25 protein-coding genes and 1 tRNA gene are annotated in these 26,553 nt (G+C 64.1%); 11 read left to right on the top strand and 15 right to left on the bottom strand.

All coding sequences use genetic code 11. The features are described 5' to 3' along the window. Window positions 1-53 precede the first annotated feature (53 nt). Window positions 54-458 (top strand): hypothetical protein, encoded by a 405-nt coding sequence (locus FJ414_RS04060; protein ID WP_140641503.1) that lies wholly within the window; start codon window positions 54-56, stop codon window positions 456-458. 13 nt (window positions 459-471) lie between these two features. Here the strand turns inward: FJ414_RS04060 and FJ414_RS04055 are convergent, their stop codons facing one another. After that, window positions 472-1,530, bottom strand: coding sequence for a polysaccharide deacetylase family protein (locus FJ414_RS04055; protein WP_140641501.1), 1,059 nt, complete (start codon window positions 1,528-1,530; stop codon window positions 472-474). A 91-nt stretch (window positions 1,531-1,621) separates the two neighbouring features. Here FJ414_RS04055 and FJ414_RS04050 point away from each other — a divergent pair, with 91 nt between their 5' ends. Further along, window positions 1,622-2,851, top strand: coding sequence for a GNAT family N-acetyltransferase (locus FJ414_RS04050; RefSeq protein WP_140641499.1), 1,230 nt, complete (start codon window positions 1,622-1,624; stop codon window positions 2,849-2,851). A 126-nt stretch (window positions 2,852-2,977) separates the two neighbouring features. Then, on the top strand, window positions 2,978-3,214 hold the full coding sequence (locus tag FJ414_RS04045) for a hypothetical protein (protein ID WP_140641497.1): 237 nt from the start codon (window positions 2,978-2,980) through the stop codon (window positions 3,212-3,214). Window positions 3,215-3,312: 98 nt separating this feature from the next. Here the strand turns inward: FJ414_RS04045 and FJ414_RS04040 are convergent, their stop codons facing one another. Together FJ414_RS04040 and FJ414_RS04035 are read right to left on the bottom strand one after the other, a co-directional pair. Further along, on the bottom strand, window positions 3,313-3,747 hold the full coding sequence (locus tag FJ414_RS04040; protein WP_140641495.1) for a peptidylprolyl isomerase: 435 nt from the start codon (window positions 3,745-3,747) through the stop codon (window positions 3,313-3,315). 275 nt (window positions 3,748-4,022) lie between these two features. Then, window positions 4,023-6,260 (bottom strand): exopolysaccharide transport family protein, encoded by a 2,238-nt coding sequence (locus FJ414_RS04035; protein WP_140641493.1) that lies wholly within the window; start codon window positions 6,258-6,260, stop codon window positions 4,023-4,025. A 262-nt stretch (window positions 6,261-6,522) separates the two neighbouring features. Between FJ414_RS04035 and FJ414_RS04030 the strand changes: the two genes are divergently transcribed. From FJ414_RS04030 to FJ414_RS04010, 5 genes are all read left to right on the top strand, one after another. Continuing rightward, window positions 6,523-7,086, top strand: coding sequence for a polysaccharide biosynthesis/export family protein (locus FJ414_RS04030; protein WP_140541319.1), 564 nt, complete (start codon window positions 6,523-6,525; stop codon window positions 7,084-7,086). Window positions 7,087-7,096: 10 nt separating this feature from the next. Continuing rightward, window positions 7,097-8,227 (top strand): glycosyltransferase, encoded by a 1,131-nt coding sequence (locus FJ414_RS04025; RefSeq protein ID WP_140641491.1) that lies wholly within the window; start codon window positions 7,097-7,099, stop codon window positions 8,225-8,227. A gap of 96 nt (window positions 8,228-8,323) precedes the next feature. Continuing rightward, window positions 8,324-9,859, top strand: coding sequence for an undecaprenyl-phosphate glucose phosphotransferase (locus FJ414_RS04020; protein WP_140641489.1), 1,536 nt, complete (start codon window positions 8,324-8,326; stop codon window positions 9,857-9,859). Further along, the gene (locus FJ414_RS04015; RefSeq protein ID WP_140641487.1) at window positions 9,856-11,148 is read left to right on the top strand and encodes an O-antigen ligase family protein; all 1,293 of its coding nucleotides are present in this window, start codon (window positions 9,856-9,858) and stop codon (window positions 11,146-11,148) included. The genes FJ414_RS04020 and FJ414_RS04015 overlap by 4 nt, the downstream gene beginning before the upstream one ends. Window positions 11,149-11,202: 54 nt before the next feature. Next, window positions 11,203-11,279, top strand: a tRNA-Pro gene (locus FJ414_RS04010). A 61-nt stretch (window positions 11,280-11,340) separates the two neighbouring features. On the opposite strand, the gene FJ414_RS04005 is transcribed toward FJ414_RS04010, so the two are convergent. Further along, window positions 11,341-12,354 (bottom strand): sugar-binding transcriptional regulator, encoded by a 1,014-nt coding sequence (locus FJ414_RS04005; RefSeq protein ID WP_140641485.1) that lies wholly within the window; start codon window positions 12,352-12,354, stop codon window positions 11,341-11,343. Between the two features lie 152 nt (window positions 12,355-12,506). Between FJ414_RS04005 and FJ414_RS04000 the strand changes: the two genes are divergently transcribed. Beyond that, entirely contained in the window at window positions 12,507-13,292 is a 786-nt protein-coding gene (locus tag FJ414_RS04000; protein ID WP_140641483.1) for a hypothetical protein, read from the top strand. 17 nt (window positions 13,293-13,309) lie between these two features. On the opposite strand, the gene ptsP is transcribed toward FJ414_RS04000, so the two are convergent. Genes ptsP through FJ414_RS03975 form a run of 5 tightly spaced genes read right to left on the bottom strand, consistent with a single transcriptional unit; the run spans window position 13,310 to window position 18,031 of the window. Next, window positions 13,310-15,295, bottom strand: a complete 1,986-nt coding sequence (gene ptsP, locus FJ414_RS03995) for a phosphoenolpyruvate--protein phosphotransferase (protein WP_140641481.1) — start codon at window positions 15,293-15,295, stop codon at window positions 13,310-13,312. Window positions 15,296-15,344: 49 nt separating this feature from the next. Next, window positions 15,345-15,725 (bottom strand): PTS glucitol/sorbitol transporter subunit IIA, encoded by a 381-nt coding sequence (locus FJ414_RS03990; RefSeq protein WP_140641479.1) that lies wholly within the window; start codon window positions 15,723-15,725, stop codon window positions 15,345-15,347. Between the two features lie 27 nt (window positions 15,726-15,752). Then, window positions 15,753-16,757, bottom strand: coding sequence for a PTS glucitol/sorbitol transporter subunit IIB (locus FJ414_RS03985; protein WP_140641477.1), 1,005 nt, complete (start codon window positions 16,755-16,757; stop codon window positions 15,753-15,755). Between the two features lie 15 nt (window positions 16,758-16,772). After that, window positions 16,773-17,540, bottom strand: a complete 768-nt coding sequence (locus FJ414_RS03980) for a PTS glucitol/sorbitol transporter subunit IIC (RefSeq protein ID WP_127867858.1) — start codon at window positions 17,538-17,540, stop codon at window positions 16,773-16,775. A gap of 53 nt (window positions 17,541-17,593) precedes the next feature. Next, a complete protein-coding gene (locus tag FJ414_RS03975; protein WP_140641475.1) occupies window positions 17,594-18,031 on the bottom strand; it encodes a transcriptional regulator GutM in 438 nt (145 codons plus the stop codon). Window positions 18,032-18,221: 190 nt separating this feature from the next. Between FJ414_RS03975 and FJ414_RS03970 the strand changes: the two genes are divergently transcribed. After that, on the top strand, window positions 18,222-18,863 hold the full coding sequence (locus FJ414_RS03970) for a hypothetical protein (protein WP_140641473.1): 642 nt from the start codon (window positions 18,222-18,224) through the stop codon (window positions 18,861-18,863). A gap of 89 nt (window positions 18,864-18,952) precedes the next feature. Next, window positions 18,953-19,627 carry an HAD family phosphatase gene (locus FJ414_RS03965; RefSeq protein WP_140641471.1) on the top strand — a complete coding sequence of 225 codons (675 nt, stop codon included), beginning with the start codon at window positions 18,953-18,955 and terminating at the stop codon, window positions 19,625-19,627. A gap of 84 nt (window positions 19,628-19,711) precedes the next feature. Here the strand turns inward: FJ414_RS03965 and FJ414_RS03960 are convergent, their stop codons facing one another. The 6 genes from FJ414_RS03960 to FJ414_RS03935 form a co-directional block, all read right to left on the bottom strand. Further along, window positions 19,712-20,875 carry a DUF930 domain-containing protein gene (locus FJ414_RS03960; RefSeq protein ID WP_140641469.1) on the bottom strand — a complete coding sequence of 388 codons (1,164 nt, stop codon included), beginning with the start codon at window positions 20,873-20,875 and terminating at the stop codon, window positions 19,712-19,714. Window positions 20,876-21,012: 137 nt separating this feature from the next. Continuing rightward, window positions 21,013-22,362 carry a pyruvate dehydrogenase complex dihydrolipoamide acetyltransferase gene (locus tag FJ414_RS03955; RefSeq protein WP_140641467.1) on the bottom strand — a complete coding sequence of 450 codons (1,350 nt, stop codon included), beginning with the start codon at window positions 22,360-22,362 and terminating at the stop codon, window positions 21,013-21,015. A gap of 3 nt (window positions 22,363-22,365) precedes the next feature. Continuing rightward, on the bottom strand, window positions 22,366-23,364 hold the full coding sequence (locus FJ414_RS03950) for an alpha-ketoacid dehydrogenase subunit beta (RefSeq protein ID WP_140641599.1): 999 nt from the start codon (window positions 23,362-23,364) through the stop codon (window positions 22,366-22,368). Further along, window positions 23,364-24,392 (bottom strand): thiamine pyrophosphate-dependent dehydrogenase E1 component subunit alpha, encoded by a 1,029-nt coding sequence (locus tag FJ414_RS03945; RefSeq protein WP_140641465.1) that lies wholly within the window; start codon window positions 24,390-24,392, stop codon window positions 23,364-23,366. Before FJ414_RS03945 ends, FJ414_RS03950 begins: the two co-directional genes overlap by 1 nt. A 2-nt stretch (window positions 24,393-24,394) precedes the next feature. Further along, entirely contained in the window at window positions 24,395-25,723 is a 1,329-nt protein-coding gene (locus tag FJ414_RS03940; protein WP_140641463.1) for an NAD(P)H-dependent oxidoreductase, read from the bottom strand. Between the two features lie 257 nt (window positions 25,724-25,980). Further along, complete coding sequence (locus FJ414_RS03935) at window positions 25,981-26,439, bottom strand: YbaK/EbsC family protein (RefSeq protein WP_140641462.1); 459 nt, start codon at window positions 26,437-26,439, stop codon at window positions 25,981-25,983. Window positions 26,440-26,553: the final 114 nt, after the last annotated feature.

The raw sequence follows: 26,553 nt of genomic DNA, 5'->3' as shown, positions 1-26,553 counted from the left end.
GATCGGGCGCGCGCCTACCCTGCCTCGTTCATAGCTCGGCAGGGAGGCTCGGCATGCTGAGGACCATGTTCGCGGTGCTGATCGTTCTGACCGGCTCGCTCGCCGCTTCGATCGCGACAGCGGAAACCATCAATGTCTCGGACGCTCACGGCGGCAGCGTCGCCGCCTATAGCCAGCGCTGGAAGGGGCTTGCGGCGCGCGGCGTCGATGTGCGCATCGTCGGCAAATGCCAGTCGGCCTGCACCGTGCTGCTCGGCTATGTTCCACGCAATCGCATCTGCGTGACGCCGGCGGCGAGCTTCGGCTTCCATCTGGCGCACCGGCCCGACATGACCGCCTTGTTGTGGAAGGCCTACGCATCCGACATCAGAGGCTGGATCAAGGCGCATGGCGGGCTTGAAACGCAGCTCAAATGGATGAGCGCGCCCGACACCTACCGTTATTTCCATAAGTGCTGATCAAGGCGCAGGCCTATATCGTAACGACCATCTTGCCCGCATTGGCGAGCGGCGTGGTGATGCCGGACAGCATCGTGCGGATATGCGCCACGCTCTGATAGCGGCCATTGACGGAGATGCGCGGCAGCGCGTGCAGGAAGCCGGCATGCTCGGCGCGCAGCACACCATGCCGCGTGGTCACCGCCGAGGCATAGCCTGCGTCGCGGGCAAAGCCAACCTCGCGGCAACCGACGGCGCTGGCATAGCCATAGGGGTAAGCCAGATGACGCGGCTCCTCGCCAAGCCTTTCGGCGAGGATGCGGCGGACGTCGCCGATCTCATGGCGCGCATCGGCTTCGGACAGCCGCTTCAAGTTCCGATGATTGACGGTGTGGGCGCCGATAGTCACCAGCGGGTGCGCGGCCATGGTGCGAAGCTCATCCCAGTTCATCAAGGTGCATGGGCGGCCCGAGCCGAATTTGAACCCATTGGAACGAGCAAGTTCGCGCAACGCAGCGCCCTGCTCTTCCTCGGAGACTTCCAAGGTCAGCCAGGCGTTCAGCCGCGCGACGGCCTGGATCTTCCTGCCTGGCGTCGAGCAATCGATCACCGTCGGCTTGCCCGCCATAGTCAGCGTCAGGCGCGAGCTGGTGTCGACGATATCCTCGATCACGTCCCACCAGAGATCGACGGCGCCGTCGATCAGGCCGGGGGCGACGTAGATGGCGATCGGCGCGCCGTGCCTTTCCAGGATCGGAAGCGCCTCGGTCATGTTGTCGCGATAGGCGTCGTCGGCGGTGATCGTGGCGAACTGGCAGCCCTTGCCACCCGTCTTGATGTGCTCGATCGCTTCATCAAGGGAAACAAAGGCATAACCCCGCCCCTTCATGTCCGAGATCAACCTGTCGAGGAAGGCGGGCGCGATGTTCAGATGCCGGTTGACGCTGTTCGGCTTCTCCGGTGTCGCGGTGACGCGGTGCAACATCAGGATAGCGCCGATGCCGCCGACAAACGGCCGCGCCAGAGGCGCGAGACCGGAGTAGCGGGCAAGGTTCAGCGCCAGTTTCCGGATTGCCTCGCCCCCGTCGATCATTCCTTCACCTTTTGCGCCTAGGCTCATCCAAGCACGAGTTGCGCCTATGCGAACCCCCAAGTCGGAACCAATACGTCTTAAGGATTGAGGGATGGTTGACGCCGCCGCGTCATTTGACGGCAACTGGGTCGCGGCCAACGAGACTTCCGCGCGACCCATGCGAGCCGATCAGGGTCGGTGGACTGCGACCGCAAAAGACGGTGCCGGGCTTGCCGACTACGTTCAATTCTGCGCCTCGGCGCTGTTCGCGCCAGCGCAAAGCGCATCCTGGGTAAACAACTGGGCAACCGCGACCGGCGCCGACATGGTTGTCGCGACGCTATCCTGCGATGGCCATCCGGCGCTTTCGCTTGCGCTGGAAGTCGTAGGGCGCGGCCCGTTCAAGGTTGCCCGTTTCGCCGGCGGGCGCCACGCCAACGGCAATTTCGCCGCCGCCGATCCACGTTTCCTGTCTGCTATCGACGGTCGGACGATCCGCTCGGTGTTCAAGGTCATCGCCCGAACGCGGCCGGACATCGACCTGATCTCGCTGGAAAGGCTGCTGCCCGACCTCGACGGCGTCGCCAACCCGCTCGCCGCGCTATCCGGCTTTCCAAGTCCGAACCTTGCGCTCGCGGTCGATCTCGACGGCGGGTTCGACGCGCTCTTGTCGCGCGCGAGCGGCAAGCGCAAGCGCAAGAAGCACCGTTCGCAGACGCGCAAGTTCGAGGCGGTCGGCACCTTCCGCCGCATCGAGGCGCACACTCGCGAAGAGGTCGACAGGCTGCTCGACGCCTTCCTCGAGATGAAGGAGGTGCGTTTCGCCAAGATGGGCATCGCCAATGTCTTCGGCGACAGGCAAGTGCGCGACTTCTTCCGGACGCTGTTTGCCGATGCGCTGACGGAGGAAAAGCCGTCCTTCCTGCTGCACGGCCTGGACGTGGCGGGAAAACTGCGCGCGGTTACCGGCTGCAGCCGCTCCGGCAAGCGACTGATCTGCGAGTTTGGCGCCATCGCCGAGGACGATCTCGCCTTCACCAGCCCCGGCGACTTCCTGTTCTTCGACAATATCCAGGAAGCCTGCGATCTCGGCTTCAAGGTCTATGACTTCTCGGTCGGCGACGAGCCTTACAAACGGCTCTGGTGCGATCTCGAGATCCAGCATTTCGAGGTGCTTGCGCCGCTGACATTGAAAGGCCGCGCATTGGCGACGACGATGCGGCAAGGCGCGCGGGCCAAGGCCTTCATCAAGAACAATCCGATGGTCTGGAAGTTGACCAAGATGCTGCGCCGCAAGGCTGCCGGACAGGCTGCACCTGCCGCAACCGAGGACGACAGCTAGGCTTGGTAAGAGTCGCACAGTCGCCGTCGCGTTCCGGGGCGATGCGGCAAGCGGGCCGAGACCCTGAGGGACTCGACGGAACCTATCGAGTGCCGAGAGGTTTTCGCACCCAGAAGGAGAATGGCCATGGCTAAGTGCGACCAGTGCGGCAACGACTATGACAAGGCATTCCTAGTGAGCTTGAGCGGGCAAACCTACACGTTTGACAGCTTCGAGTGCGCGATCCAGAAGCTTGCGCCGATCTGCCCGCATTGCAGGGTGCGGATCATGGGACATGGCGTCGAGCAGGGCGATATCATCTATTGCTGCGCGCATTGCGCCGGGCAGGAAGGGGCCAACGCCCTGACCGATCGCGCACCGTGACGATCGCGATTCCTCGGCCTCTCCCTTGGAGGGCCACGCGGAAATAACTTTCTCGTAGCGCTCTTGACCGCGATCCTGGGGCAGTCGTTCAGTTCCAACTACGCCGCCTGAACGATCTCGACCAATTCAACGTCGAACACCAGGTCCTTTCCGGCCAACGGATGATTGCCGTCGAGCTTGACGCTGGCGTCGTCCGCGCCGATGACCGTTACTTGCATGGGACGTCCCTCGCGGGTGCGGGCCTGCAATCGGGTGCCAATATCGACGTTGATGTTTTCCGGCACGCTGGCGCGGTCGATGACTACGACCGCTTCGGGGCGATGCGGGCCATAGGCGGCGTCAGCGGGAACGGTGACGGTGCTTTTCGTGCCGACCTCCATGCCTTCGACATGCGTTTCGAGACCAGGAATTACCTGTCCTTCGCCCAGTGTAAACTGCAACGGTTCACTGCCGGAAGAATCGAATTGGGTGCCGTCGACCAGACGCCCAGTGTAGTTGATACGTACAGTGTCGCCATTCTTGGCCTGTGTCATAACAGCCATCCTTTGGGAGTTTCGAGGGACCGGCCTAGGGTTCACGGTCCGCTCTTGATCATCCACGCACCAAAGTGCGCAGCGCGAAACATCAAAACTAGGTGCTATGCCGCCGATGTAAAGTGCGGGGGCCGCCGAGAAATGCCCCGGCTCGGTCTTGCACCTAAGGACTGTCATGCCCCCCGACTGAGCCGTGCTCGATTCGCTGCGGTCTCGGCCTCCGGTACCTCGCGGTTGTCCTTATCAAGCGCCGCGGCAGCGCAGGACAGCCAGCCTTATGCAGCCGAACGGCGTCCGGGCAATGGATCTCCCGGTTCGTGGCCGACCGGCGTGACCAGCGTCAGGTTGGGATAGCCGTTCTCGATCAGCTTCACTGCGGCCTGCGTCACCTGGTCGTCGGCCTCCAACATGGACAGGAAGACTTCGGTGCCGTCGCCGACAAGGCGGCCGATGCCTTGCGCGTCGGCCGGGCCGCACTCGACCACGACGAGATCATAGGCCGTGGTGAGCGACTGCATGATGATCGGCAGCCGGTCGGCGGCGCGCATGGCGCGGACAGGATCGGCGGTGCCGACCGGAATGACATGCGCATCCGAATAGAGATCGGGGTGGATGACGTCGCTGAACTGCGCTTCGGAAGCGAGCAGATTGGTGATGCCGGGGAAGAGGCTTGTGTCCAGCATCGGCCGCGACGCCGCGCCCGATGCTGTGAGATCGAGCAGCAGCACACGCAGGCCGGCATCCGATACTTCGCGCGCCACCAGCACGGCGGACGCCGCCGCCTCGTCGCCTTCCGGCGACACGAAGATCGCGCGCGCGGCGCCGGAAGCGATCAGCTTCTCCGCAGCCTTGTCGACATCGATCTCGCCCAGCATGGATTGCCTTGGCTCCGGGGCCGATTCGCTGGGCTCGGCCTGCTTGACAACCGCAGCGCGAACCTCCGCCAACTCGTGCTCGGCCGGCCTCGGTAGTTCCGATTCGGCGATCGAATGCCCCGCCGCAGCTTCCTCGTAAGGCGCAAAGGCCCGACCTTCGCCATGTGCTTCGGCGATCATCGGTTCCACCCTGGTCGCGGGCATCGCCACCTGCTCGATATCGGCGAAGTGGGCGCCGGCGGCCGGACGCATGGCGCGGCCCGAGAACAGCTCGCCAAGCAGCGTGCCGATCGCCATCAGCAGCAGCGAAGCAGCGGCGGCGGCGCCGGTGATCGGCCCGATCTTCGGGAAATAGGGCTGGGACGGCACCTGGGCCTGCGCGATCAGGCTCGCCGCGACAGGCGAGTATCTGCGATCCTTGCGCGAAGCCACCGCATTGTAACTAGCCATATAGGATTCAAGCTGTTGGCGCTGAACATTCGCGTCACGCTGCAAGGCGTCCAGCTGCACCTGCTGCTCGCCGGCCCGCGCCGAGGCGGCTTTCAGCGTGTTGACGTCCGCGATCAGCTGATCCTCGCGGGCCTTGGCCGTCTGGGCCTGGGCCGACAGGCCGCGGATGATCTTTTGCGCCTCATTGCGAATCTGTCCGTCGAGATCGGCCAGCTGCGACTTCAGCGCCCGGATGCGCGGATGGTTGTCGAGCAGGGTCGTGGAAAGATCGGCGATGTTGGCCCTGAGCTCCACCTGGCGCTCGCGCAGGCGCTGGATCAGCTCGGAGGACAGGACTTCCGGCACGCTGTCCAGCGAACCGCCATTCTGCAGCGCCCGGCGCACGCTCTCGGCGCTCGCCTCGGCGGCGGCTCGGCTGGCGCGCACGCGCGACAATTCGCTCGACAGCTCAGAGAGCTGCTGCGTCGGAAGCACCGCATTGTTGCCGCCCATCAAGAGGTCGGACTGCGCACGGAAGGCCGCGACCTTGGCCTCGGCGTCCTTGACGCGATTCTGCAGGTCGGCGATTTCCGGCGCCAGGAAGTCGGTGGCGGCGGCGTTCGATTCGAGCTTGGCGTCGCCCTTCGAAGCGATATAGGCGTTGGCGATGCCGTTCGCGATGTCGGCGGCGAGCTTGGGATCCTTCGAGGCAAACTCGATCGCGATCGCACGCGTCTTTTCAACGGCGTAGACATTGAGCTTGTCGTGCATGGCATTCAGCACGCGCTCTTCCGGCGGGATATCGAAGGGATCGCTTTTCAAGCCGACGAGCACAAGCACGCGCCCGAGCGACGACATTTTCAGCGTTTCGTCGAACTCCGGCAACTTGTCCAGGTTGAGCTTAGTCGCCACCTGCTTGAGGATGTCGGGCGAGGAAATGATCTGAACTTGGGTCGCAACGCCTTGCTCGTCGAGAATCGGTTTGTCGTCATCGTTGGTGCCCGGCGGCCGGGTGTATTCCGATTCGCGCGAGCCGATCTCCAGCTTGGCTGTCGCCTTATAGTAAGGCGTCGCGAGCCAGGCGAAGGCGAAGGCCAGCCCGGTGACCAGAAGCGTCACGAAGACAATGCGCAGCCAGTTCCTCGCCAGGCTGGCGAAGAGCTGTCTCAGATCGACATCGACGTCTGCGGCCGCGGACTGAACGGACATGCATCCTGCTCCGAACTTTGAGTCGAGGATGGAGCGTAAACAACTATGGTAACTCACCCGTTAAGATCAGAATGAGCGCTTATTAGAGAGCACTCAAAGAAGATTGCGCGAAAGCAATAGAACAATTGAGCTTTTTGCCGATCTCCGCTCTCCCGGACCAAGCTCCTTTACCACCCATTAACCCTAACAGGATGATAACGGTCGCACTTTCCTGGGGTTGGCCGCGACTTGCGGCAAGAGCGATGAAGGTTCCTGGCCGGTCATGAAAAGCACTGCTTCCCTCTTTCGCGCTTTGCTTGCCCTGTCGCTGCTGACCGGCTGTTCGAGCTACCGCCCGACACCCGCCGCCTTCCATGAAGTGCTCGATCAGCCCTACCGACTCGGCGCCGGCGACCGCGTCCGTGTCACGGTGTTCGAGCAAGATGGGTTGACCAACACCTACAGCGTCGACCAGTCCGGCTATCTCTCCTTCCCGCTGGTCGGCGCGGTGCCGGCGCGCGGCCACACCGCGCAGCAGTTGGAAAAGGCGATCGCCGACAAGCTGCGCCAAGGCTATTTGCGCGACCCCGACGTTTCGGTCGAAATCGACCGCTACCGGCCGATCTTCGTCATGGGCGAAGTGGGTGCTGCCGGCCAGTATTCCTACGTGCCGGGACTCACCGTGCAAAAGGCGGTCGCCATCGCCGGCGGCTTCACGCCGCGCGCCAATCAGGGAAGCGTCGACATCACCCGCGACATCAACGGCAAGGTGATGACCGGTCGGGTGCTGACATCCGATCCGCTCCTGCCCGGCGACACCGTCTACGTCCGCGAACGCCTGTTCTGAAAAACCCGTCGTGGCGGTGAATCTCAGGATCGTCCACTGCTTTCGCTCACCTGTCGGAGGAATCTTCCGCCACGTGCGCGACCTGACCGAGGCGCAAGTCGCCGCCGGCCATGCGGTGGGAATCGTCTGCGACTCGACCACCGGCGGCGACTATGAGGAGCGCTTGTTCGACGCGATGAAGGACAGTTTGGCGCTCGGCATCCATCGGACGCCGATGCAGCGCCATGTCGGGCCGGGCGATCTCGCCTCGGCCTGGCGCACCTACCGAATCATCCAGGAATTGCGGCCGGACGTGCTGCACGGGCACGGCGCCAAGGGTGGCGCCTATGCCCGGCTGTTCGGCTCACTGTTGCGGGTATCAATGTTTAGCGTTGCCCGCCTCTATTCGCCGCATGGCGGCTCCCTCCACTATGACGAAACGACGGTGACGGGAAAGCTGTTCTTCGGCCTGGAGCGCTTCATGGCGCGCTTCACCGACTGCCTGCTGTTCGTTTCCGACTACGAGCGGAAAACCTATCGCCGCAAGGTCGGCGAGCCGCCGATACCCAACCGGCTGGTCTATAACGGCCTGCGCGCCGCCGAATTCGAACCGGTGGCGACGGCGGCGGATGCCGCCGATTTCCTGTACATCGGGATGATGCGCGACCTGAAGGGTCCAGATATCTTCATCGATGCGCTGGCCTTGGCCGGCAACGAGCTCGGACGCCCCCTAAGCGCAGTTATGGTCGGCGACGGCGACGACCTGCCGCGCTACCACGCGCAGGCCGAGCGGCTCGGCCTGGAGAGCCACGTCCGTTTCCTGCCGCCCATGCCGGCGAGGGATGCTTTCGCGCTGGCCGATTTGATCGTCGTGCCGTCCCGCGCGGAGGCGATGCCCTATATCGTGCTCGAGGCCTTGGCCGCCGGCATGCCGATGATCGCGACCGCGGTCGGCGGCATTCCGGAAATCTTCGGCGAAAACTCCCCTGCCCTGATCCGGCCCGACGCATCCCAGCTCGCCGCCAAAATGGGGACGGCGCTCAGCGACTTCGACGGTTATCGAAAACTGATGCCGCAAGCCGATGAGCTGAAGGCCCGATTCGGCGCCGACGTCATGGCCGCCGATATCGAGAAGGCCTATTTCGCGGCACTGCACAAATAGGCCACGGGCCGCAACAACTCCAAAACCACCGGTTGTTTCAAGGCTTTCTTAGCTCTCTTTTGCTATGCAGTTGCGCGAAGCTCGCGGACAGTTCCCATGAATGAGATCGACCCCGCGCACCGCTTTTCCATGGATGCGGTGCGCAACTACGACACTCCCGCCGGGGGCGAAAAGCCGGGCGGCATCAACGATGTGGCGCGCCAGGTCGCCTCACAATACCGGCGCGATACCATGTCGCCGATCATGGTCAGCGGCGTGCTGCGCATGGTCGAGTTCGCGATGCTGTTCCTGTCTGGGCTCTGCGTCTATTTCTACTATGTCGGCTTCTTCAGCTATCTGGCCTGGCAGTATCCGCTGGCGATCGCGGCGACGTCGTTCCTGGCCGTGGTGCTGCTCGACGTGACCGACTGCTACCAGATCGAGGCTTTGATGCGCCCGCTGGCCAACTTCGGCCGCGTGCTGCTGGTCTGGGCCGGCAGCTTCGCGCTGATGGCGCTCACCGCCTTCGCCATCAAGGCGTCGGAAGACTATTCGCGCCTGCTGTTCGGCACCTGGTTCGTGGTCGGCTTCGTGCTGATCTTCGGCCTGAGACTCGTGATGTCCAGCCTCATCCGGCGCTGGGCGCGCGACGGCCGCATGGAGCGCCGCGCGCTCATCGTCGGCGGCGGCAAGGCGGCCGAGCAGCTGATCCGCTCGGTCGAGAAGCAGCCCTACAACGACATCCGCATCTGCGGCATCTTCGACGACCGCAACGACAAGCGCTCGCCGCCGATCGTCGCCGGCTATCCGAAGCTCGGCACCATCTCCGAGCTCATCGAATTCGCCCGCATCGCGCGCATCGACATGCTGATCGTATCGCTGCCGCTGACCGCCGAATCGCGCGTCTTGCAGTTGCTCAAGAAACTCTGGGTGCTGCCGGTCGACATCCGGCTTTCGGCGCATTCCAACGCGCTGCAGTTCCGGCCGCGCGCCTACTCCTATATCGGCTCGGTGCCGATGCTCGACATCTTCGACAAGCCGATCAACGACTGGGATTCGGTCGCCAAACGCGCCTTCGACATCTTCTTCTCGCTTGTCGGCATCGTCCTTTTTTCGCCGGTGATGCTCGCCACCGCGATCGCCATCAAGCTCGACAGCAAGGGCCCGGTGCTGTTCAAGCAGAAGCGGCACGGCTTCAACAACGAGATCATCGAGGTCTACAAGTTCCGCTCGATGTATACCGACCGGTCCGACCCGACCGCCAAGCAGACAGTGACCAAGAACGATCCGCGCGTCACCCGTGTCGGCCGCTTCATCCGCAAGACCTCGATCGACGAACTGCCGCAGTTCTTCAATTCGCTGTTCGGTTCGCTGTCGCTGGTCGGGCCGCGCCCGCATGCCATCGCCGCGCAGTCGCACAATTTGCTCTACAACGAGGTGGTCGACGGCTACTTCGCCCGCCACAAGGTCAAGCCCGGCGTCACCGGCTGGGCGCAGATCAACGGCTGGCGCGGCGAGATGGACACCAACGAAAAGATCCGCATGCGCACCGAATACGACCTCTATTACATCGAGAACTGGTCGATGCTGTTCGACCTGCGCATCCTGTTCCTGACGCCGATCCGCCTGCTCAACACGGAAAACGCCTATTGAGCGCAATCGCCCATCCGTTGCAGCCGCAAGCTGTCAACAAATTGCCGGCGTCGGCGGTCAACGCCAAGCTGATTTCGCTGATCGCGTCGACCGCGATCGGCGTCGGCATCCTGCTCTCCGGCTTCGTCATCAGCGAGCCGGCGCCCTACGAAATCTACATGGCCGGGCTGATCGCGGTCTGGGCGCTGTTCGGGCTTCGAATCTCGCGCGCGATCGTCCCGTTGCTGGTGCTGCTGGTGGCGCTGAACATCGGCGGCATGATCGCCATGACGCAGATGGCGGACCTCGCCAACACGCCGCTCTATCTCGCCGTCTCGCTATTTTTGGCCTTCAGCGCGGTGTTCTTCGCCTCGGTGACCTCGGTCCAGCCCAGCCTCTACCGGCTTATCTTCATCGCCTATGTCGTCTCGGCGGTGGCGACGTCGCTGCTTGGCATCGCCGGCTATTTCCATGCCTTTCCCGGCGCGGAGATGTTCACCAAATACGACCGAGCGGCCGGCGCCTTCCAGGATCCGAACGTGTTCGGGCCGTTCCTGGTGCTGCCCGGCACCTACCTGCTCTATCTGCTCCTGACCGGCCCGGTGTCGCGCATGCCGCTTCTGGCGGTGCCGCTGCTCATCGTCACCGCCGGCATCTTCTTCTCCTTCTCGCGCGGTGCCTGGGGCATGTTCGCCGTGTCGGCGGTGCTGCTCACCGCGTGCCTCTTCCTGCAGAGCGCCAGCGGCAGGTTCCGGCTGCGCGTGGTGGTGATGACGATCGCGGCCATGGCGCTGCTGGTCATCGCCTTCATCGTCATCCTGCAGTTGCCCGGCGTGTCGGACATGTTCACGCAGCGCGCGCAACTCGAGCAGAGTTACGACACGGCGCGGCTTGGCCGCTTCGCCCGCTATTCGATCGGCTTCCAGCTGGCGATGGAGCACCCGTTCGGCATCGGCCCGCTGGTCTTCGGCACGATCTATGGCGAGGACACGCACGACATCTGGCTGAAGGCGTTGATGGATTACGGCTGGCTCGGCTTCGTCTCGTTCCTGACATTGACGCTATGGACGATCGGGGCCGGATTCCGCATCCTTCTACGCGACCGGCCGTGGCAGCCTTATCTGCTTTGCGCCTATGTCGCCCATCTCGGCAATATCGGGCTCGGCACCTTCATCGACATCGACCACTGGCGCCATCTCTACCTGTTGCTCGGATTGATCTGGGGCGCGATCGCGCTAGAGTACCGGCACCAGCGGGAATTGCGGCTGGCGCGACCTGAACCCCTCCTTGCAATTTCAGCTGCGCGATAGGCTTCGAATTCGGTTGACCCGCACCGCCTTATCACGATACATCGCCACCCGGTCCGGAGTGTAGCGCAGCCCGGTAGCGCACTTGACTGGGGGTCAAGGGGTCGTCGGTTCGAATCCGGCCACTCCGACCATTTTCCTTGAAATCCCCCACGAAGACGGCACGAATGTGCCAGGCGAGTTTATGCCTGCAGCCTAATCTGCATGCGCGGCCAGCATGCGGCGCGCGCTTTCCTCATCGGTGATCAGGATGGTCGGCGCGATCAGGTTCATGGCGCCGAGCAGCGCCTCGGTCTTCTCGGCGCCGCCGGAGGTGAGGATGCGGATCGGCGCCTTGCGCAGGCGGTCGACATCCACCGACATAACGTGGCTGTTGACGGGATGGCCGACCAGATCGCCGTTGCGGTCGTAGAAATGGAACAGAAGGTCGCCGACGGCACCGCGCGCCAACAGGGCCTCGCGGTCGGCTTCCTTGAGAAAGCCGCCGCGCGAGAAGGTGGTGGCCGAAGCGATGCCGCCGACGCTCAGCAGAACGGCGTCGAGCGCGTCGGCCATTTCAAAAATCTCCTGCAGGCCGCAACGCTCGACCAGCGCGATCTTGGTCTCGACGCTGTCGACGACGGCCGGCGTCGGCATCAGATAACCGTCGCCCTGGAATATCTGGGCAAAGCGCCAGGCGAACTCGGCCGGGTTGACCCGGCGCGCGACGCCGACGCCGCCAAGCAGCGAAATCACGCTGAAATCAGTCAGCGATTTGGCGCTGATGAAGGGCAAGGTATGGAATAGCGTCACGCCCCAGCCGACGCCGACCCGCATGCCGGATTTCATCGCGTCGGACAGAAACATGCCGGTCTTGGCGGCGATTGCCGGAATTGGATCGGCGTTGGGGTCTGTGAGCGGCGCGACCAGCGCCTGCTGCAGCCCAAAGGTCTTCTCCAGCGCCCGCTCCAGCCGCACGATCTCCAAAAGCTCGCTCTCGATGGTGATCTTCACCTCGTTGCGCGCCCTCGCCTCCGCCAGCATGCGCACAATGGTGACGCGGCCGACGCCCAGCACGTCGGCAATCTCGTTTTGCGTCATCTGCTCGACGAAATACATCCAGGCGGCGCGGATCCTGAGGCGGTCGGTCCGGCTTTCGCTGACGACCTGCTCGGATACCTCAGCCGCCGCCCTGCCGTTTTCGGATTCGCCCTGCCGCCGCCTGCCCAATTTCCCCTCCAAGCCCGGCGATGATGCTGCCTCGCCGATTCTGCATGCTGGTTAAATATTGCCTATTGATCTACCAATCGAGACGAACAATCTAGAGAGGGTGACTGGCGCCCCAAGCCCTGACCGGCTTCAGCGTTTCGAGGCAATTGGCGATGCTGCGACAAATTTCCGAAGACGTCCGCGCCAACCTGAAGGACCGGCTTCGGGAACTGCGCGACGCGATCCGCCAGAACCGCCACGACAGCGCCGGTGATACCTCGCACGACATCGCCGGCAATTTGCCGCCCTTCCCGGGCCGCAGCCTGCTTGGCCATGCCGCGAGTGCTGTCGACGAGGCGCTGACGATCGCCGAATCCTTCGTTCCGCATTCCCGGCCGCTCAAGGTCGACGGCACGACCGTCAAAAGCCTGCGGACCTATTTCCCGCAAGGCGACGAAGACCGGCAGATCAGCGGCGAACGCCAGTTCAGGCGTGACATGTATTATCTGACCCGCGCGGTTCTCGCCGGCTACGGCATCGACAATCCGCGCGTTCACGAGGCGGGCTTTTCCGCCGTGCACGCAGCGATGCGCAAGCGCCACGCCGATCTTCTGGCTGCCGCGACGGGCGACGCGGCATCCACGGATGAGGTCGCGGCGGCCTGCGCGGCTCTCCTCGTCGAATGCCTCAACCACCGTCCTGTTCAGCCTGGCGAGATCGGGACAGGCCCGGCGATAGCCGGCGACCTGTCTCTCGACATCAGGTGCCTCGCGCCCGTAGTGCTTGCCTGCGGACTGGCGACCAAGGCGGACGGCGGCACGCCCGAGCCCGACATTCTCGAGATCGCAGTGCTGGCGGCCCAAGTGCGGGAGGATCGCATCCGGCAGGCCTGCGCCCAGGCCAATGCCGTCCAGGAACTGACACCGGTTCTCGCCACGCTGCTCGCGCATCTGACGTAGCCCGCCGCGAGGATCCGCTATCGCTCGGCCGCCATGGCCGCGATCGTCTTCTTGGCACGCTGGATCGAGGCCGGGCTCATGCTGAGTTCGGTCAGGCCCATCCCGACGAAGGCCGGGATCAGGTCCGGCCGGCCGGCGGCCTCGCCGCACATGCCCACCATGATGCCGGCGGCGACACCCGCCCTGGCCGTCAGCTCGATCGCCGACATCACCGCCGGATTGGTGACGTCATTGAGCTTGGCGACCGTCGGATTGAGGCGGTCGGCGGCCATGATGTACTGGGTGAGGTCATTGGTGCCGATCGAGAAGAACGCCACTTCCCTTGCCAGCGCCGGCGCGATCAGCACGGCGGCGGGCGTCTCGATCATCACGCCGAGATCGAAGCTTGCATGCGCAACGCCTTCGGCCTTCAATTCCGTCGCGCATTCATCGACCAGCGCACGGGTGCGCGTCACTTCGGCGATTTCCGAAACCATCGGCAGCATCACCTTGATGTTGCCGTGGACGGCGGCACGCAGCAGCGCCCGCAGCTGGCGCTTGAAGATGTCGGGCCGGTCCAGGCACATGCGAATGCCGCGCCAGCCGAGGAAGGGGTTTTCCTCGTCGGGAAATTCGATGCCGGCGATCGGCTTGTCGCCGCCGATGTCGAGCGTGCGCACGATGACAGAATGCGGCGCAAACGCCTTGGCCAAGGCGCTGTAGGTCTCGGCCTGCATGTCCTCCGACGGCAGATGCATGTGGCGCATGAAGAGCAGCTCGGTGCGGAACAGCCCGACGCCCATGGCGCCGGCTTCCTGCGCCGCCTCGATCTCCTCCAGCGAGCCGATATTGGCCGCGACCTCGATCACGGTGCCGTCGGCGCGCTTCGGGGTCACGTCCTTGAACGCCTTGAGGCCCGCGCGCTCCTGCGCCGCCGCCTCGACGCGCCTGTTGAAATCAGTACGCGTCGCCTCGTCGGGGTCGACGAGAACGTGCCCCGCATTGCCGTCGATGGCGACCTCCTTGGCCGCACGCAACTCGTTGATCTTATCCCCCAGACCCAACACCGCCGGAATGCCGTGCGAGCGGGCGATGATGGCGATATGCGAGGTGGCGCCGCCATGGCCGCAGATCACGCCGCCGATGCGCTTCAGCGGCGCGCGCGCCAGATCCCAGGCGCCGATGTCGTCGGCAATGAGGATCGCGCCCTGGGGTATCGTCTCCAGGCTGACTTCGTCCTGGCCGAGCAGAACCAGGCAGATCTGCCGGCCGACGGCATGAACGTCGTCGGCTCGGGCGTTGAGATAGTGGTCGTCGACCGCGCTGAAATCGGCGGCGATGGTGGCCGCGGCCGCAATGACCGCCGAGACTGCATCGTCACCGCCCCGGATCAGCCTTTCGACCTCGCCGGTCAGGCTGTCGTCGGCGGCGATGTCGCGCAGCGCCGCGACGATGCCACGGTCGCCGGCGGAGAGATTGTTCTCCGCAAGCGTGCGATCCATGCGCGCCTGGACGCTGGCGACAGCGCCGCGGAAGCGCTCGAGCTCACTGTCGATCTCATCGGCCTGCAGGCGCCTGCCCGGCCCCTCGATTTCCGGCGGGAAATGGGCAAAGGCCGGCCCGATGGCCACGCCTTCGCTGGCGGCGATACCCTGGAGTTTTGGTGCTCCATCCGGCAACGCGGCAGTCGGCGGCGTGGCTTGCGGAACGGACAAGGCGGCTGTGGCTTCGGAGCCAGCTTCGGCGGCCTCGCCCTCGTCGTCGAGGCCGGCGCGCGGGTTCTCCAGATAGCCTATCAGCGCCTCGATAGCCTCGATCGCGTCGGCGCCGTTGGCGCGCACGGTGACTTCCTGGTTTTCCTTGACCGCCAGCAGCATCAGCTTGACCGAGCTCTTGGCGCTGACCGCCTTGCCGTCCTTGACCAGCTCGACATCGGATTCGAAACCCTTGGCGAGTTTCACGAACCGCGTGGCGGGACGGGCGTGCAAACCTTCATGCACTCTGACGATGGTCGAGCGTTCCATGGCAATAACTCTAGGTTTGTGGCGCCGTCGACAGACAGCGCGGATATTATCAGGCGGCGATAGTGATGACAGTGCCCGGCGTAAGCGCCGCCACGAGCGCTCCGGTATCGACCTCGGATGCGCAGACTTCGCCGGGCCTTTCAGCCTCGGTCGCTCCGTTGAAGGAGATGACGACGTGACCCATCTCGCGGACCTTGCTCCACGCGGTGGAGCCGACCGCCGTTATCACAGCCGAAACCGGTCCGAGCGTGATCGACGCGCCTTTTTGCGGTGCGTCGTCACTGGGTCCCTGCTCTGCCAGATGAAGCACGGAAACCTCGGCCAGTTCCGGAGGCGAGCCATCCGCGAACAGGATGACCACGCCGCCTTCGGCGAGGTCCGCCACTTCGGGTCCGATAGCAGTGACCCGTGTCTTGAGAAGAATCGACATATGGCGAACCTCGATATTGTTGACGACTTAGAACACGATCAGGGACACGACCCACGCGATCAGCACGGAGACCGGGCCCATGATCTGGCGGCTGATGAGCACCGCCGGCACGCCGATTTCGATCGTCTTCGGCTTGGCCTCACCGAGCGCCAGACCGACGGGAACGAAATCGCAGCCCACCTGGGTGTTGTAGGCAAACAGCGCCGGCAGCGCCATCGCGGGCGAGATAGTGCCGTTGGCGATCTGCGGGCCGATGATGGCGACGCCGATCACCTGCGCGATGACCGCGCCCGGTCCCAGGATGGGCGACAGGAACGGCAGGCCGCAGATGGCCGAGATGACCAGCAGGCCGACGATGTTGTTGGCCAGCGGACCCATCGGCTGCGCCAGCACGTCACCGATGCCGGTATAGAGGATCAGGCCGATCAGCATGGTCACGAAGGCCATGAAGGGCAGCACGTTGCGGATAACCTGATCGATGGTGCGGCGGCCGGAATTGAAGAAGATGCCGACCACGCGGCCCATGACGCGGCCGATCGAGCTGATCAGGCCGATAAGCCCGCCCTCGCTCGGCAGCGGCTCGGCCGCCCTGGATGCAGTGTTGTTGCTTGAACTCATCGATGCTGCTCCCCCCGCAGTGGTGACCGCTTCGGATCCGTCCGCCATTGTGACATTGGCCGGCTTCACGCCCGAAACGTAGATGTCTTCCGTGATGAACTGGGCGAGCGGACCCGCCTGGCCGACCGGCGTCAGATTGACGGTCGGGATACGCTTGCGCGGATAGACGCCGCAGCGCGCAGTGCCGCCGCAGTCGACGACGACGACCGCCATCTCGCTTTCGATCGGCGGCGCCTTGAAGCCGTCGACCGCCTCGGCGCCGGTCATATCGGCGATAAGCTGCGCCACCGGATGAATGCCGCCACCGGTTACCGACACGACCTTGCTGCGCTGTTCGGTCGGCTCGATGACCAGCGGACCGCCCCAGCCGGTGGACCCTTTCGAGATCTTTACTGCCTTGTATGTCTTGGCCATGGTGTCCTCCCGCCCTTAGAGCTCGACGCCCTGGCGGCGTGCCATGATGGCCGTGATGCGCTCGGTCAGCATGCCCTTGAGCAGGATGACGACGAGGCCGACGATGGCGTACCAGATGGCCACCTTGACGTGGTAGCCGTTGGCGATGACGCCTCGCTTCTCGAGGTCGAGCAGCGCGACCAGCATGCCGCCCCAGACGAAATATTCGCCGGGGTTGATATGCGGGAACAGGCCGAGCGGCGGATGCACGTAGGACACGGCCGCGTCGTAGAAGGCGGGCTTGTGCTTTTCTTCCAGGAAAGAACCGAAGGTATAAGCCATCGGGTTGGTGAGGAAGAACACCGACAGGACCGGCAGCACCGTATAACGGGTCAGCGCGATGCGGCCGGCGCCGCGCGCCAGGCCATGAACGCGCTCTTCGCCGACCAGTTCGGTGACGGCGTAGAAGGCGGTCATCAGCACCACCAGCGTCGGGATGATGCCGGTGACGAAGCCGGCGAACACTTCGCCGCCCTTCTGGAAGATGCCGATGAAATACTTGCCGATCGCGGTCAGCCAGCCGAGCTGCTCTTCCTGCTGCACGTTCTTCAGCTGTTCCTTCAGCTGATCGGCGGTGACCGGCGCGTTGTCGGTCGTCGCCTGCGCCAGGACAACAAGATGATCGGTGGCATGCTCGACGCCGAGCTTGCCGTGCCAGGCAGCATCCGAGACCATGGTGCCTGCGACATGCAGGTTATGCACCGCCAGGTCGGCATGCTGCGCCAATAACGAAATTACAGACATTTCTCCTCCTTATGACCCCTGCCGGTCATTCCCAGCCGGCTGCCGGCGTCCGTTTATGCCCTTGCTACGTTCAAGCCGGACAGGCCCGGCTTCTTCCCCGGCTCCGACCGCGCGCGGTCGATCTGCTCGATCGCCCGTTTCACGGCCTCGGCCACACCGGGTTCCCCCTCCCCCATGATCGCAGGGTTGGACCGGAGTCGATCGAGGGGGACGCCCTCGAATTCTTCATGTCGCTTGAACTTGGTCAGCACCGAGCGGCCGCTCATGACCATCATGCGGCGCACGATCAGATCCGGCGTCACGACGATCAACGCGATGGTGCCCTTGGCAAGCCGGCCGCGGAAATTGCCAGCGCCGACGAAGCCGTCCTTGAACTCTCCAGTGACGCCTTTGAAGACGTCCGAATAATGCCGCATCTGCAGCCAGACGCCCAGCGATTGCAGCGCCCAGACAACAAACAGCAGAAGCAGTGCCCACTGCCAGATCGCCATTCGGTACTCCTCCCGACTCTCGTTCCTCCGACACATATTGGACGGAGGTGAGATGACCCGAAAGTGAGAACATTTGTTTCCTCGGATGTCAACATGTATTATATTAGCCGTCATAACGCTCCACAGGTGGCTGACCGATTTCGGCATCGGCAACGCCTGTGCTAGCCTGCCGTCAAACGGGAAGTGAGACATGGACCTGCCTTTCAGGCACGAACTCGCGCTTATGCCGGACCTTCGCCACCGGCTGCGGCAGCTGCGCTGGTTCCGCGCCACCTTCCGCAGCAGCGCGAAAGTGGTGTCCGAAACGTTCGGCGTGCGCTTCGAGATCGACGAGGCCAAGTTGACGCGCGCTTTCCTCGACTGGATCGAAGTCATGGAAGCGCAGAAGCGATTCGCTGCCGTCGACCGCGCGGACTTCATCGTCTTCGCCGCCGGGCTTGTGCTGCGCGAGCTGATCCGGCAGGCGCCGGCGCGGGAGATTTCCGGCCTCACCGACATGATCGAGAGCGAGGCCAATGCCGGCACGGCGGAAATCGTGCGCTTCTGGCCGGAAGGCTTCCTCTATACCAACTACTGCGTATCGGCGATCCTGGCCGTGCACGAGCAGGAGTTCGGCACGGCGCCCAGCATCGACAAATGCGCCGACGACCTGCGAACCTGGTGGTCTTACCGCGAGAACGCAACGGAAATGCCCGCCTATGCCGTGGCCTTTCTCGACCGCTTCCTCGGCGCCGAGCCCAACTGGATCACACCCGACCGCGCGCAGTCGCGCCAGGCCATGCAGCGCGCGCTTGGATCCACGCCGGTCAGCGAGGCGCTGCGCCAGCTTTGAGGCGTTGGGGACGGAGCCGCCCGACTATTGAACATCTGACTTTTTATCGATAGCGATGTGCGCATTGACACAGGAGCCGGGAGAAGCGCGTGGCGCAACCTAGACTGATGATTTTCGATTGCGACGGCGTTCTCGTCGACAGCGAGCCGCTGGCCGCCAAAGCCTATGAGCGCGTCTACGAGAAACACGGCATGCCCGGCGTCCATGGCGGCATCATCGCCCAATGCATCGGCATGAAGCAGTCCGACATCATCGTCAAAATCAAGGAACTGACCGGCCATCAGTTTCCGCCCGCCGCCGACGGCGATATCTGGACCGAGACCAAGCTGCTCTTTTCCGAGGAGCTGAAGCCGACACCGGGCATCGCGCCATTCCTGAGCGCGCTTGCCGGAGACCGCTGCGTCGCCTCGTCATCCTCGGTCGAACGCATCAACCACAGCCTGTCGGTGACCGGGCTGTCACGCTTCTTCGGCGAAGCGATCTTTTCCTCCTCGATGGTGAAGAACGGCAAGCCGGCGCCCGACATCTTCCTCTACGCCGCCGAGAGAATGGGGGCGAAGCCGGCCGACTGCATCGTCGTCGAAGATTCGCCGCTCGGCGTCCAAGGCGCGGTCGCGGCCGGCATGATCGCGATCGGCTATACCGGCGGCGGGCACACTTATCCCGAGCACGGTGCGCGGCTGAAGGCTGCCGGCGCCGATTTCGTCTGCGCCGACTGGCACGAAGTCGGCCGGCAATTGGCGGGGCTTGGTGTTCCGGCCTGATCCAACTCTTTGTTGGAGCATGATCTTCTCCGAAAACCGGTTCCCACTTTTTGCATTCGCTGACCTTCGGTTCGGGATCATGCTCTAGCGGAGACTGGGGAAACGACGCCGGGTCCACTCACCGGGCGGGACCAGTCCCCCCACACGGAAGTTGAAGGACAGGACCCTCGTTGCATCGGCGTCGACCTCGCAGCGGAAGCTCAGATCGTACCATTGCGTTGTCGTGCTGAAGGCAGCCTGCGTAGGGTTAAGAACATTGCCCTGCTTCAGGGGAATAGTCGGCAGCCATTTGGGCGAGTAATCCGCACTTTGCAATTCCTGGTTCAGAACGTTGGCGCAAAGATTGGCAACGCGCTGATCGCGCGGCACGTTCTCCATCGAGCTTGTGGCCAGCGCGTTGCCGGTCGCACCCGGCGAGTAAAGCTTTCTGACGCCCGGCAGACCGGAATAGATCGGCGATCCCGCAACCTCGGCGTCGGCGGGGTTTGACCTTCCTGGGTTACCGCTTGGCGATCTCAAGGCTCTTGCCGATTTGAACTTCATCGCCTTGGAAGGTTTAGGCTTTGCCTTTTCGGTTGACGATGGAGGTGCGGGCTTGTCGCCGGCTTCGGCCGTCAACGGCTTTGGCGCTTCGGCCGCTTGGTTCTCGGCGGGTTGCGACGCCTTGTCCGGCTGCTGCCTGTCAGTGTCCTCGGTCGCCTGCTTCTCCTCGCTTTGCGCGGGTTTTTCGTCCGGCGGGGCGGTTGCCGGCTTCTCTTGGACCTTGCTGGTATCCGCCTGCTGCTCGGGCGTTGCAGCGGCTGGCTGGTCGGGCGCTGGCTTCGGTGCGACCGGCGGCTTCGCTGGTTCATTTTGGGCTGGCGACGGCGCGTTGGCTGGAGCGCTGCCTCCGTTCAGAGATTTCTCCGGGCCGGTATCCTTCTCGCCATACTGGAAAACGCGCTTCAGAACCGGAATGTCCTGCGGTTTCGGCGGCTGCGGAGGCGGTGGCTTTTGCACGGCCCGCTCAGGCGGCTTTTCAGCCTTCTTTTCAGGCGTCGGCTGCGGCGGCTTTGGAGCGGGCTTCGGCTTGGGCTGATCGGGCGGCGGCACGATCGCGACATTGACCGGCTGTTCCTGCTGATCCGGCTGTTGGTCGGGTCTCGGCAAGCCAAGGAACAAGAACGCTGCAATCAGGGCATGCAGGAATAGCGATGCGGCCAAGGCCCACCGCCAATTCCGAAACCATTCCCGCATCTTGCCGTTCATAGCGCCCGATGTGGAACGAAATAGCGGCGGCTTCAAGCGCTAGGCCGGGTTTCCTACGAGCTGCCGGCCTGACAAGTCGGTGATCGGAGGGTCCGTGGCGTTAAGAGCAAGCCGGATCAAGGGCCTGCAGGGTTGGCTTACACCAGCATGCCCATCGGGTTTTCGATCAAGCGCTTGAAGGCGCCGAGCAGTTCGGCTCCGAGCGCGCCGTCGACGGCGCGATGGTCGGTGGACAAGGTCACCGACATCACGGTGGCTATTCTGATCTCGCCCTTCTTCACCACCGCCCGCTCCTCGCCGGCGCCGACCGCCAAAATCGTCGCATGCGGCGGGTTGATGACGGCGGCAAAGTCCTTGATGCCGAACATGCCCAGATTGGACACAGCGGTGGTGCCGCCCTGATACTCTTCCGGCTTCAACTTGCGGCTCCTGGCGCGGCTGGCCAGGTCCTTCATCTCGTTGGAGATGACCGACAGCGTCTTTTCGTCCGCATGCCGAATGATCGGCGTGATCAGGCCGCCGGGGATCGACACGGCGACGCCGACATCGGCGTGCTTGTGCTTGACCATGGCGCTGTCGGTCCAGGAGGCATTGGCGTCCGGCACCGCCATCAGCGCCATCGCCATCGCCTTGATGACCATGTCGTTGACGGAGAGCTTGTAGGCCGGGGCTTCGCCCTTGTCGGTCTTCCTCATCGGCGCCGCCGCATTCAACTGCGTGCGCAGCGCCAAGAGCGCATCGAGCTCGCAGTCGAGCGTCAGGTAGAAATGCGGGATGGTGGACTTCGCCTCGACCAGGCGGCGCGCAATCGTCTTGCGCATATTGTCATGCGGCACAAGCTCGTAGGAGCCTTCGGCGAACAGCTTCAGCACCTGGTCGTCCGACATCGGCTTGGGTGCTGGCGCTGGAGCGGATGGAAGTTCAGCCGGAATCTCGGCGGCCGGCTGAGCAGAGGCGGCCGCGCCTTTGCCGGCAACTGCGGCCTCAACGTCGGCGCGCACAACACGGCCGCGCGGACCGCTGCCTGCTATAGCCGAGAGGTCCAGATTTGCCTCACGGGCCAAGCGTCGAGCCAAAGGCGTGGCTCGGGCGGGCCCTTGCGATTGGCTGATCTCCCCCCTCGTGGAGGAGATGGCCGGCAGGCCAGAGGGGGGCGCGACAGAATGAGACGTTGGCGGGACAGCACCCCCCTCTGTCGGCTTCGCCGACATCTCCCCCACGAGGGGGGAGATTGGCGCGTAGACTTCGTCATCAGCATAAATCCACGCCACCGGCTCGCCGACGGGAATGTCGACGCGCTCCTTGCCGGTGACGTTGCGCAGCGTGCCGCTGGCCGGCGCATCGATCTCCATCGCCGCCTTGTCGGTCTCGATCTCGAAGAGCACGTCGCCCTTCTTGACCTTGGCGCCCTCCTCGGCGAACCAGCGCGAGATCTGTCCGGTCGCCATGTCCATGTCGACCTTGGGAAGAATGACTTCGGTCGGCATCGCTCAGCGGACCCCTTTCACGAGGTCGCGGGCGGCGGCGATGATGTCGGGAACCTGCGGCACCGTCGCCTTTTCCAGGTCCGGATTGTAGGGGATCGGCGTCTCGGCGCCGCCGAGCCGCACGATCGGCGCATCGAGATAGTCGAACGCCTCGCTTTCGGCGACGAGCGCGCTCACTTCCGCGCCGATGCCGAGCGTCTTCACCGCCTCGTAGACGCAGAGCAATCTCGATGTCTTCTTCACGCTGTCGATGACGGTCTGCCTGTCGAGCGGCCGGATCGTGCGCAGATCGACCACTTCGATGTCGATGCCCTCGCCCTCCAGCACGGCCGCCGCGTCGAGCGCCTTCTGCACCATGATCGAGGTGGCGACGATGGTGAGGTCGCGGCCTTCGCGGCGGATCTCGGCCTTGCCGATCGGAACGGTGTAATGGCCTTCCGGCACATGGCCCTTCATCTTGTAGAGCAGCTTGTGCTCGAAGATCATGACCGGGTCCGGATCGGCGACCGCGGCAAGCAGCATGCCCTTGGCATCGTGCGGCGTCGCCGGCTGTATCACCTTCAGGCCGGGCACATGGCCGAGCCAGGCCTCGAGGCTCTGGCTGTGCTGGGCGGCGGCGCCCGTGCCGGAGCCGGCCGGGAAGCGCATCACCAGGGGCACCGAGACCTCGCCGCCGAGCATGAAGCGCATCTTGGCCGCCTGGTTGACGATCTGCTCCATGCCGAGCGTGGCGAAATCCGAGAACTGGAATTCGAAGATCGGCCGCATGCCGGTGACGGCGGCGCCCACCGCGACGCCGGCGCCGCCCAGTTCCGAGATCGGCGTGTCGATGACACGGTCGCTGCCGTAGCGCTCGACAAGATCGCCCGTCACCTGGAAGGCGCCGCCATAGACGCCGATGTCCTCGCCCATCAGGAAGACGCGCTCGTCCATGTCCATGGCGATAGCCATGGCTTCCTGGATCGCCTGGGCGTAGCTCAGTTCACGCACCACGGCGTCCATCACGCATGCTCCGTGTAAACGTAGTCCGCAAGGGCGGCGATCTCGGGCGCCGGGCTCGCCTTGGCGAACTCGATGCCGTCGGCGATCTCCTTGGCGACCGCGTCGCGGATCGCCTGGATGCCCTGGTCGTCGATGAAGCCGAAGTCACGCAGTTCGGTCTCGAACAGCGTGATCGGATCGCGGTTCGCCATCCAGTCCTCGATCTCTTCCTTGGTGCGGTAGCGGTTGCGGTCGCTCTTGGAATGGCCGCGATGGCGATAGGTCTTGGATTCGATCAGCGTCGGCCCCTCGCCCGCGCGCGCCCGCTCCACCGCCTTGAAAGACGCCTCGGCGACCTCGGAGAAGATATTGCCGTTGACGATGACACCGGGCATCGAATAGGCGGCCGCCCGCTCGGCGATGTTCTTCACCGCGGTCGAGCGCGCCGTCGAGGTCGACATGCCGTAGCCGTTGTTCTCGCACACGAAGATCACCGGCAGCTTCCAGATCGCCGCCATGTTCAGCGCCTCATGGAAGGCGCCCTCATTGTTGGCGCCGTCGCCGAAGAAGGAGACCACGACCTTGCCGGTCTTCATCCTCTTGGCGGAAAGTGCGGCACCCACCGCGATCGGAATGCCGCCGGCGACGATGCCGTTGGCGCCGAGATTGCCCTTGGCGACATCGGCGATGTGCATGGAGCCGCCGCGGCCCTTGCAGTAACCGGTGGTCTTGCCGAAGAACTCGGCGAACATACGGCTGACCTCGGCGCCCTTGGCGATGCAATGGCCATGGCCGCGGTGCGTCGAGGTGATCTGGTCATCCTCGGCGAGCGGCATGCAGATGCCCATGGCGCTGGCTTCCTGGCCGATCGACAGGTGCATGGTGCCGTGGATGAGGCCGCGCATGTAGCACTCTTCGGCGCCCTCTTCGAAGCGGCGGATGAGGTACATCTTATGAAGCACCTCCCGGAGCTGCTCCGGACTGTACTGGCGATAGACGAAAGGCAGGTTGGCCCGGCTATCCACGACGGCTTTGCTGGCTCCAGCCATGATCACGCCTCCACAGCGCCGTAAACGAGCTTGTCCTGGCGGGCGCGCAGTTCGGCGATCTTCGAGCCCGGCGCGGGCGCCGCGTTGGCATAGGTGATGAGCTCGCCCTTCTTGATGGGCTGGGTGACGGAGCCGCCCTGCAGCAGGCCGCAGGGAACGGCGCGCGCCGCATGGGCCTCCGGGGCCGTCATGATCCAGGCGCGATAGCAATACTCACCGATGGCATCGAGCTTGTCGCCGGGATTCAGATCCTTTTTGGCGACCGCGCAGACCTCGGCCACGGGCTTGGCCAGCGGCACCATGTCGGCCTTGCCGTAAAGCACGACCCGGGCGCAGGTCAGCGGCACTTCCAGCGAAGTCAGGTGATAGGGGCGATGGAAGGTGAAATACGGGCCCTTGCCCATCTTCAGGTCTTCCATGCGCTCCGAGATGCGCGGATGCGACATGTCGGCGACGACGAAGACGCCGGGCGCGACACCCTTGCCGATCGAGTAGTCGACGACGCCGACCTTCGACAGCACGCCGCCGTCCTTCTCGGGCACCAGCACCTTCGACAATTCGCCAAGCGTCGCCGCCGGACCGTGCATGCCGGGCTTGTCGGGGACCAGCCCGGTCGCGTTGGCGATCGCCGCCATCTCGACCATGGTCTTCGAACCGTCGACGAATTCGACCAGCATGCGCACATTCATATGCCGGCGCTTCGCCTCCTCCTCATAGTCCGGAGGCGTGGCGTCGATGTTGAGCGGGTTGTTCTTGCCTTTGCCCGCGGCAACGATCGGATGCCCCATGGCGGAGACGAATTCGATCAGTTCCATGCAGGAAGACGGCTCGTCGCCGGCGCCCAGCGAATAGGTGACGCCGAGACGGTCGGCCTCGCTCTTGAGGTAGGCGCCAATGGTGACGTCGGCCTCGACATTCATCATCACCAGATGCTTGCCATGCTCCATGGCGTGCAGGCCGATCTCGGCGCCTACGGCCGGAACGCCGGTCGCGTCGATGACGACGTCGATGAGGTCATTGCCGATGACGAGGCTGGAATCGCTGGTGACGGCGATCTTGCCGGCCTCCATGGCCGAGGTCATCGCCGAAGTGTTGGAAACCTCGCGCGCATGGCCGGTTTCCTGGAAGGCAATATCGACGGCCTTGCTGGCCGCCGGCAGGTTGAGTTCCGAAATGGCGCCGATCTCGATACCGGACATGTGGGCGACGCGGGTGACGATGTCGGTGCCCATTTCGCCGGAACCGATCAGGCCGATGCGGATGGGCTTGCCCGACTTGGCTCGTTCCTCAAGATCGCGGGCAAGGCCCGTCAACGAAATGTTGGATGCCATACCGTGTATTCCTCCCATATCGCATGCTGTTCGGTTGCTTGACGGGTATTGAACATATGTATTTCTGTCAAGACTAATGTCCAGAATTTGGCCATTGGTCGACGCTTTTCCAATGGCTCGAGGCGCAATGGCTAAAGGCACGGGCAGCGGGCGCCCGTACCGAACCAAATGGAAAACGAGCGGGCCGCGGCCGAACGTCGGTCAAAACCGCGCCACGGCCCCCGACGAACCATGAAAAGATATCTAGGCGGCAATTGTTACTGGCAAACGTCGACCCATACAGCGCCGACCAGATCGGCCATGCGCTGCGGCGTGATGCGCACCGCGGCATTGGTGGCGCCTGCTGCCGGAACGACCTCGCCGAAGGCTTTGAGCGACAGATCGCAATAAACGGGCAGCGGCGCCGGCAGGCCGAACGGACAGACGCCGCCCGGCGGATGGCTGGTGACTGCCAGCACCTCTTCGCCGCCGAGCATGCGCGGCTTGCCGCCCATCCTGTCCTTGAATTTGCGGTTGTCGAGCCTGGCGATGCCGCTGGTCACGACCAGCATGGTCTCGTCAGCGACGCGCAGGCAGATCGTCTTGGCGATCTGCGCCGGCGTGACGCCGTGCGCCTCCGCCGCCAGCGCCACTGTTGCGGAAGTTGCTTCGGTGACGATGACTTCAATATCGGGCGCGTGCTCGGCCAGAAAGGCGCGGACCGATTCCAAGCTCATGGTGAATCCCTCGTCAGGTCTGTCGAACAGCAGCGCTCGGCGAATCGCATAGCATGGCGGTAATTGGCAAGAGCCAGCGCCTGCGCCTCGCAGGCACTAAAAAGCCCGCCGGGC

The sequence above is a fragment of the Mesorhizobium sp. B3-1-6 genome (assembly GCF_006439555.1).
In the GTDB taxonomy this organism is placed as follows: Bacteria; Pseudomonadota; Alphaproteobacteria; order Rhizobiales; family Rhizobiaceae; genus Mesorhizobium.
Note: the sequence above shows the minus strand (reverse complement) of the source record. Positions and strands in the feature narration are given on the sequence as shown.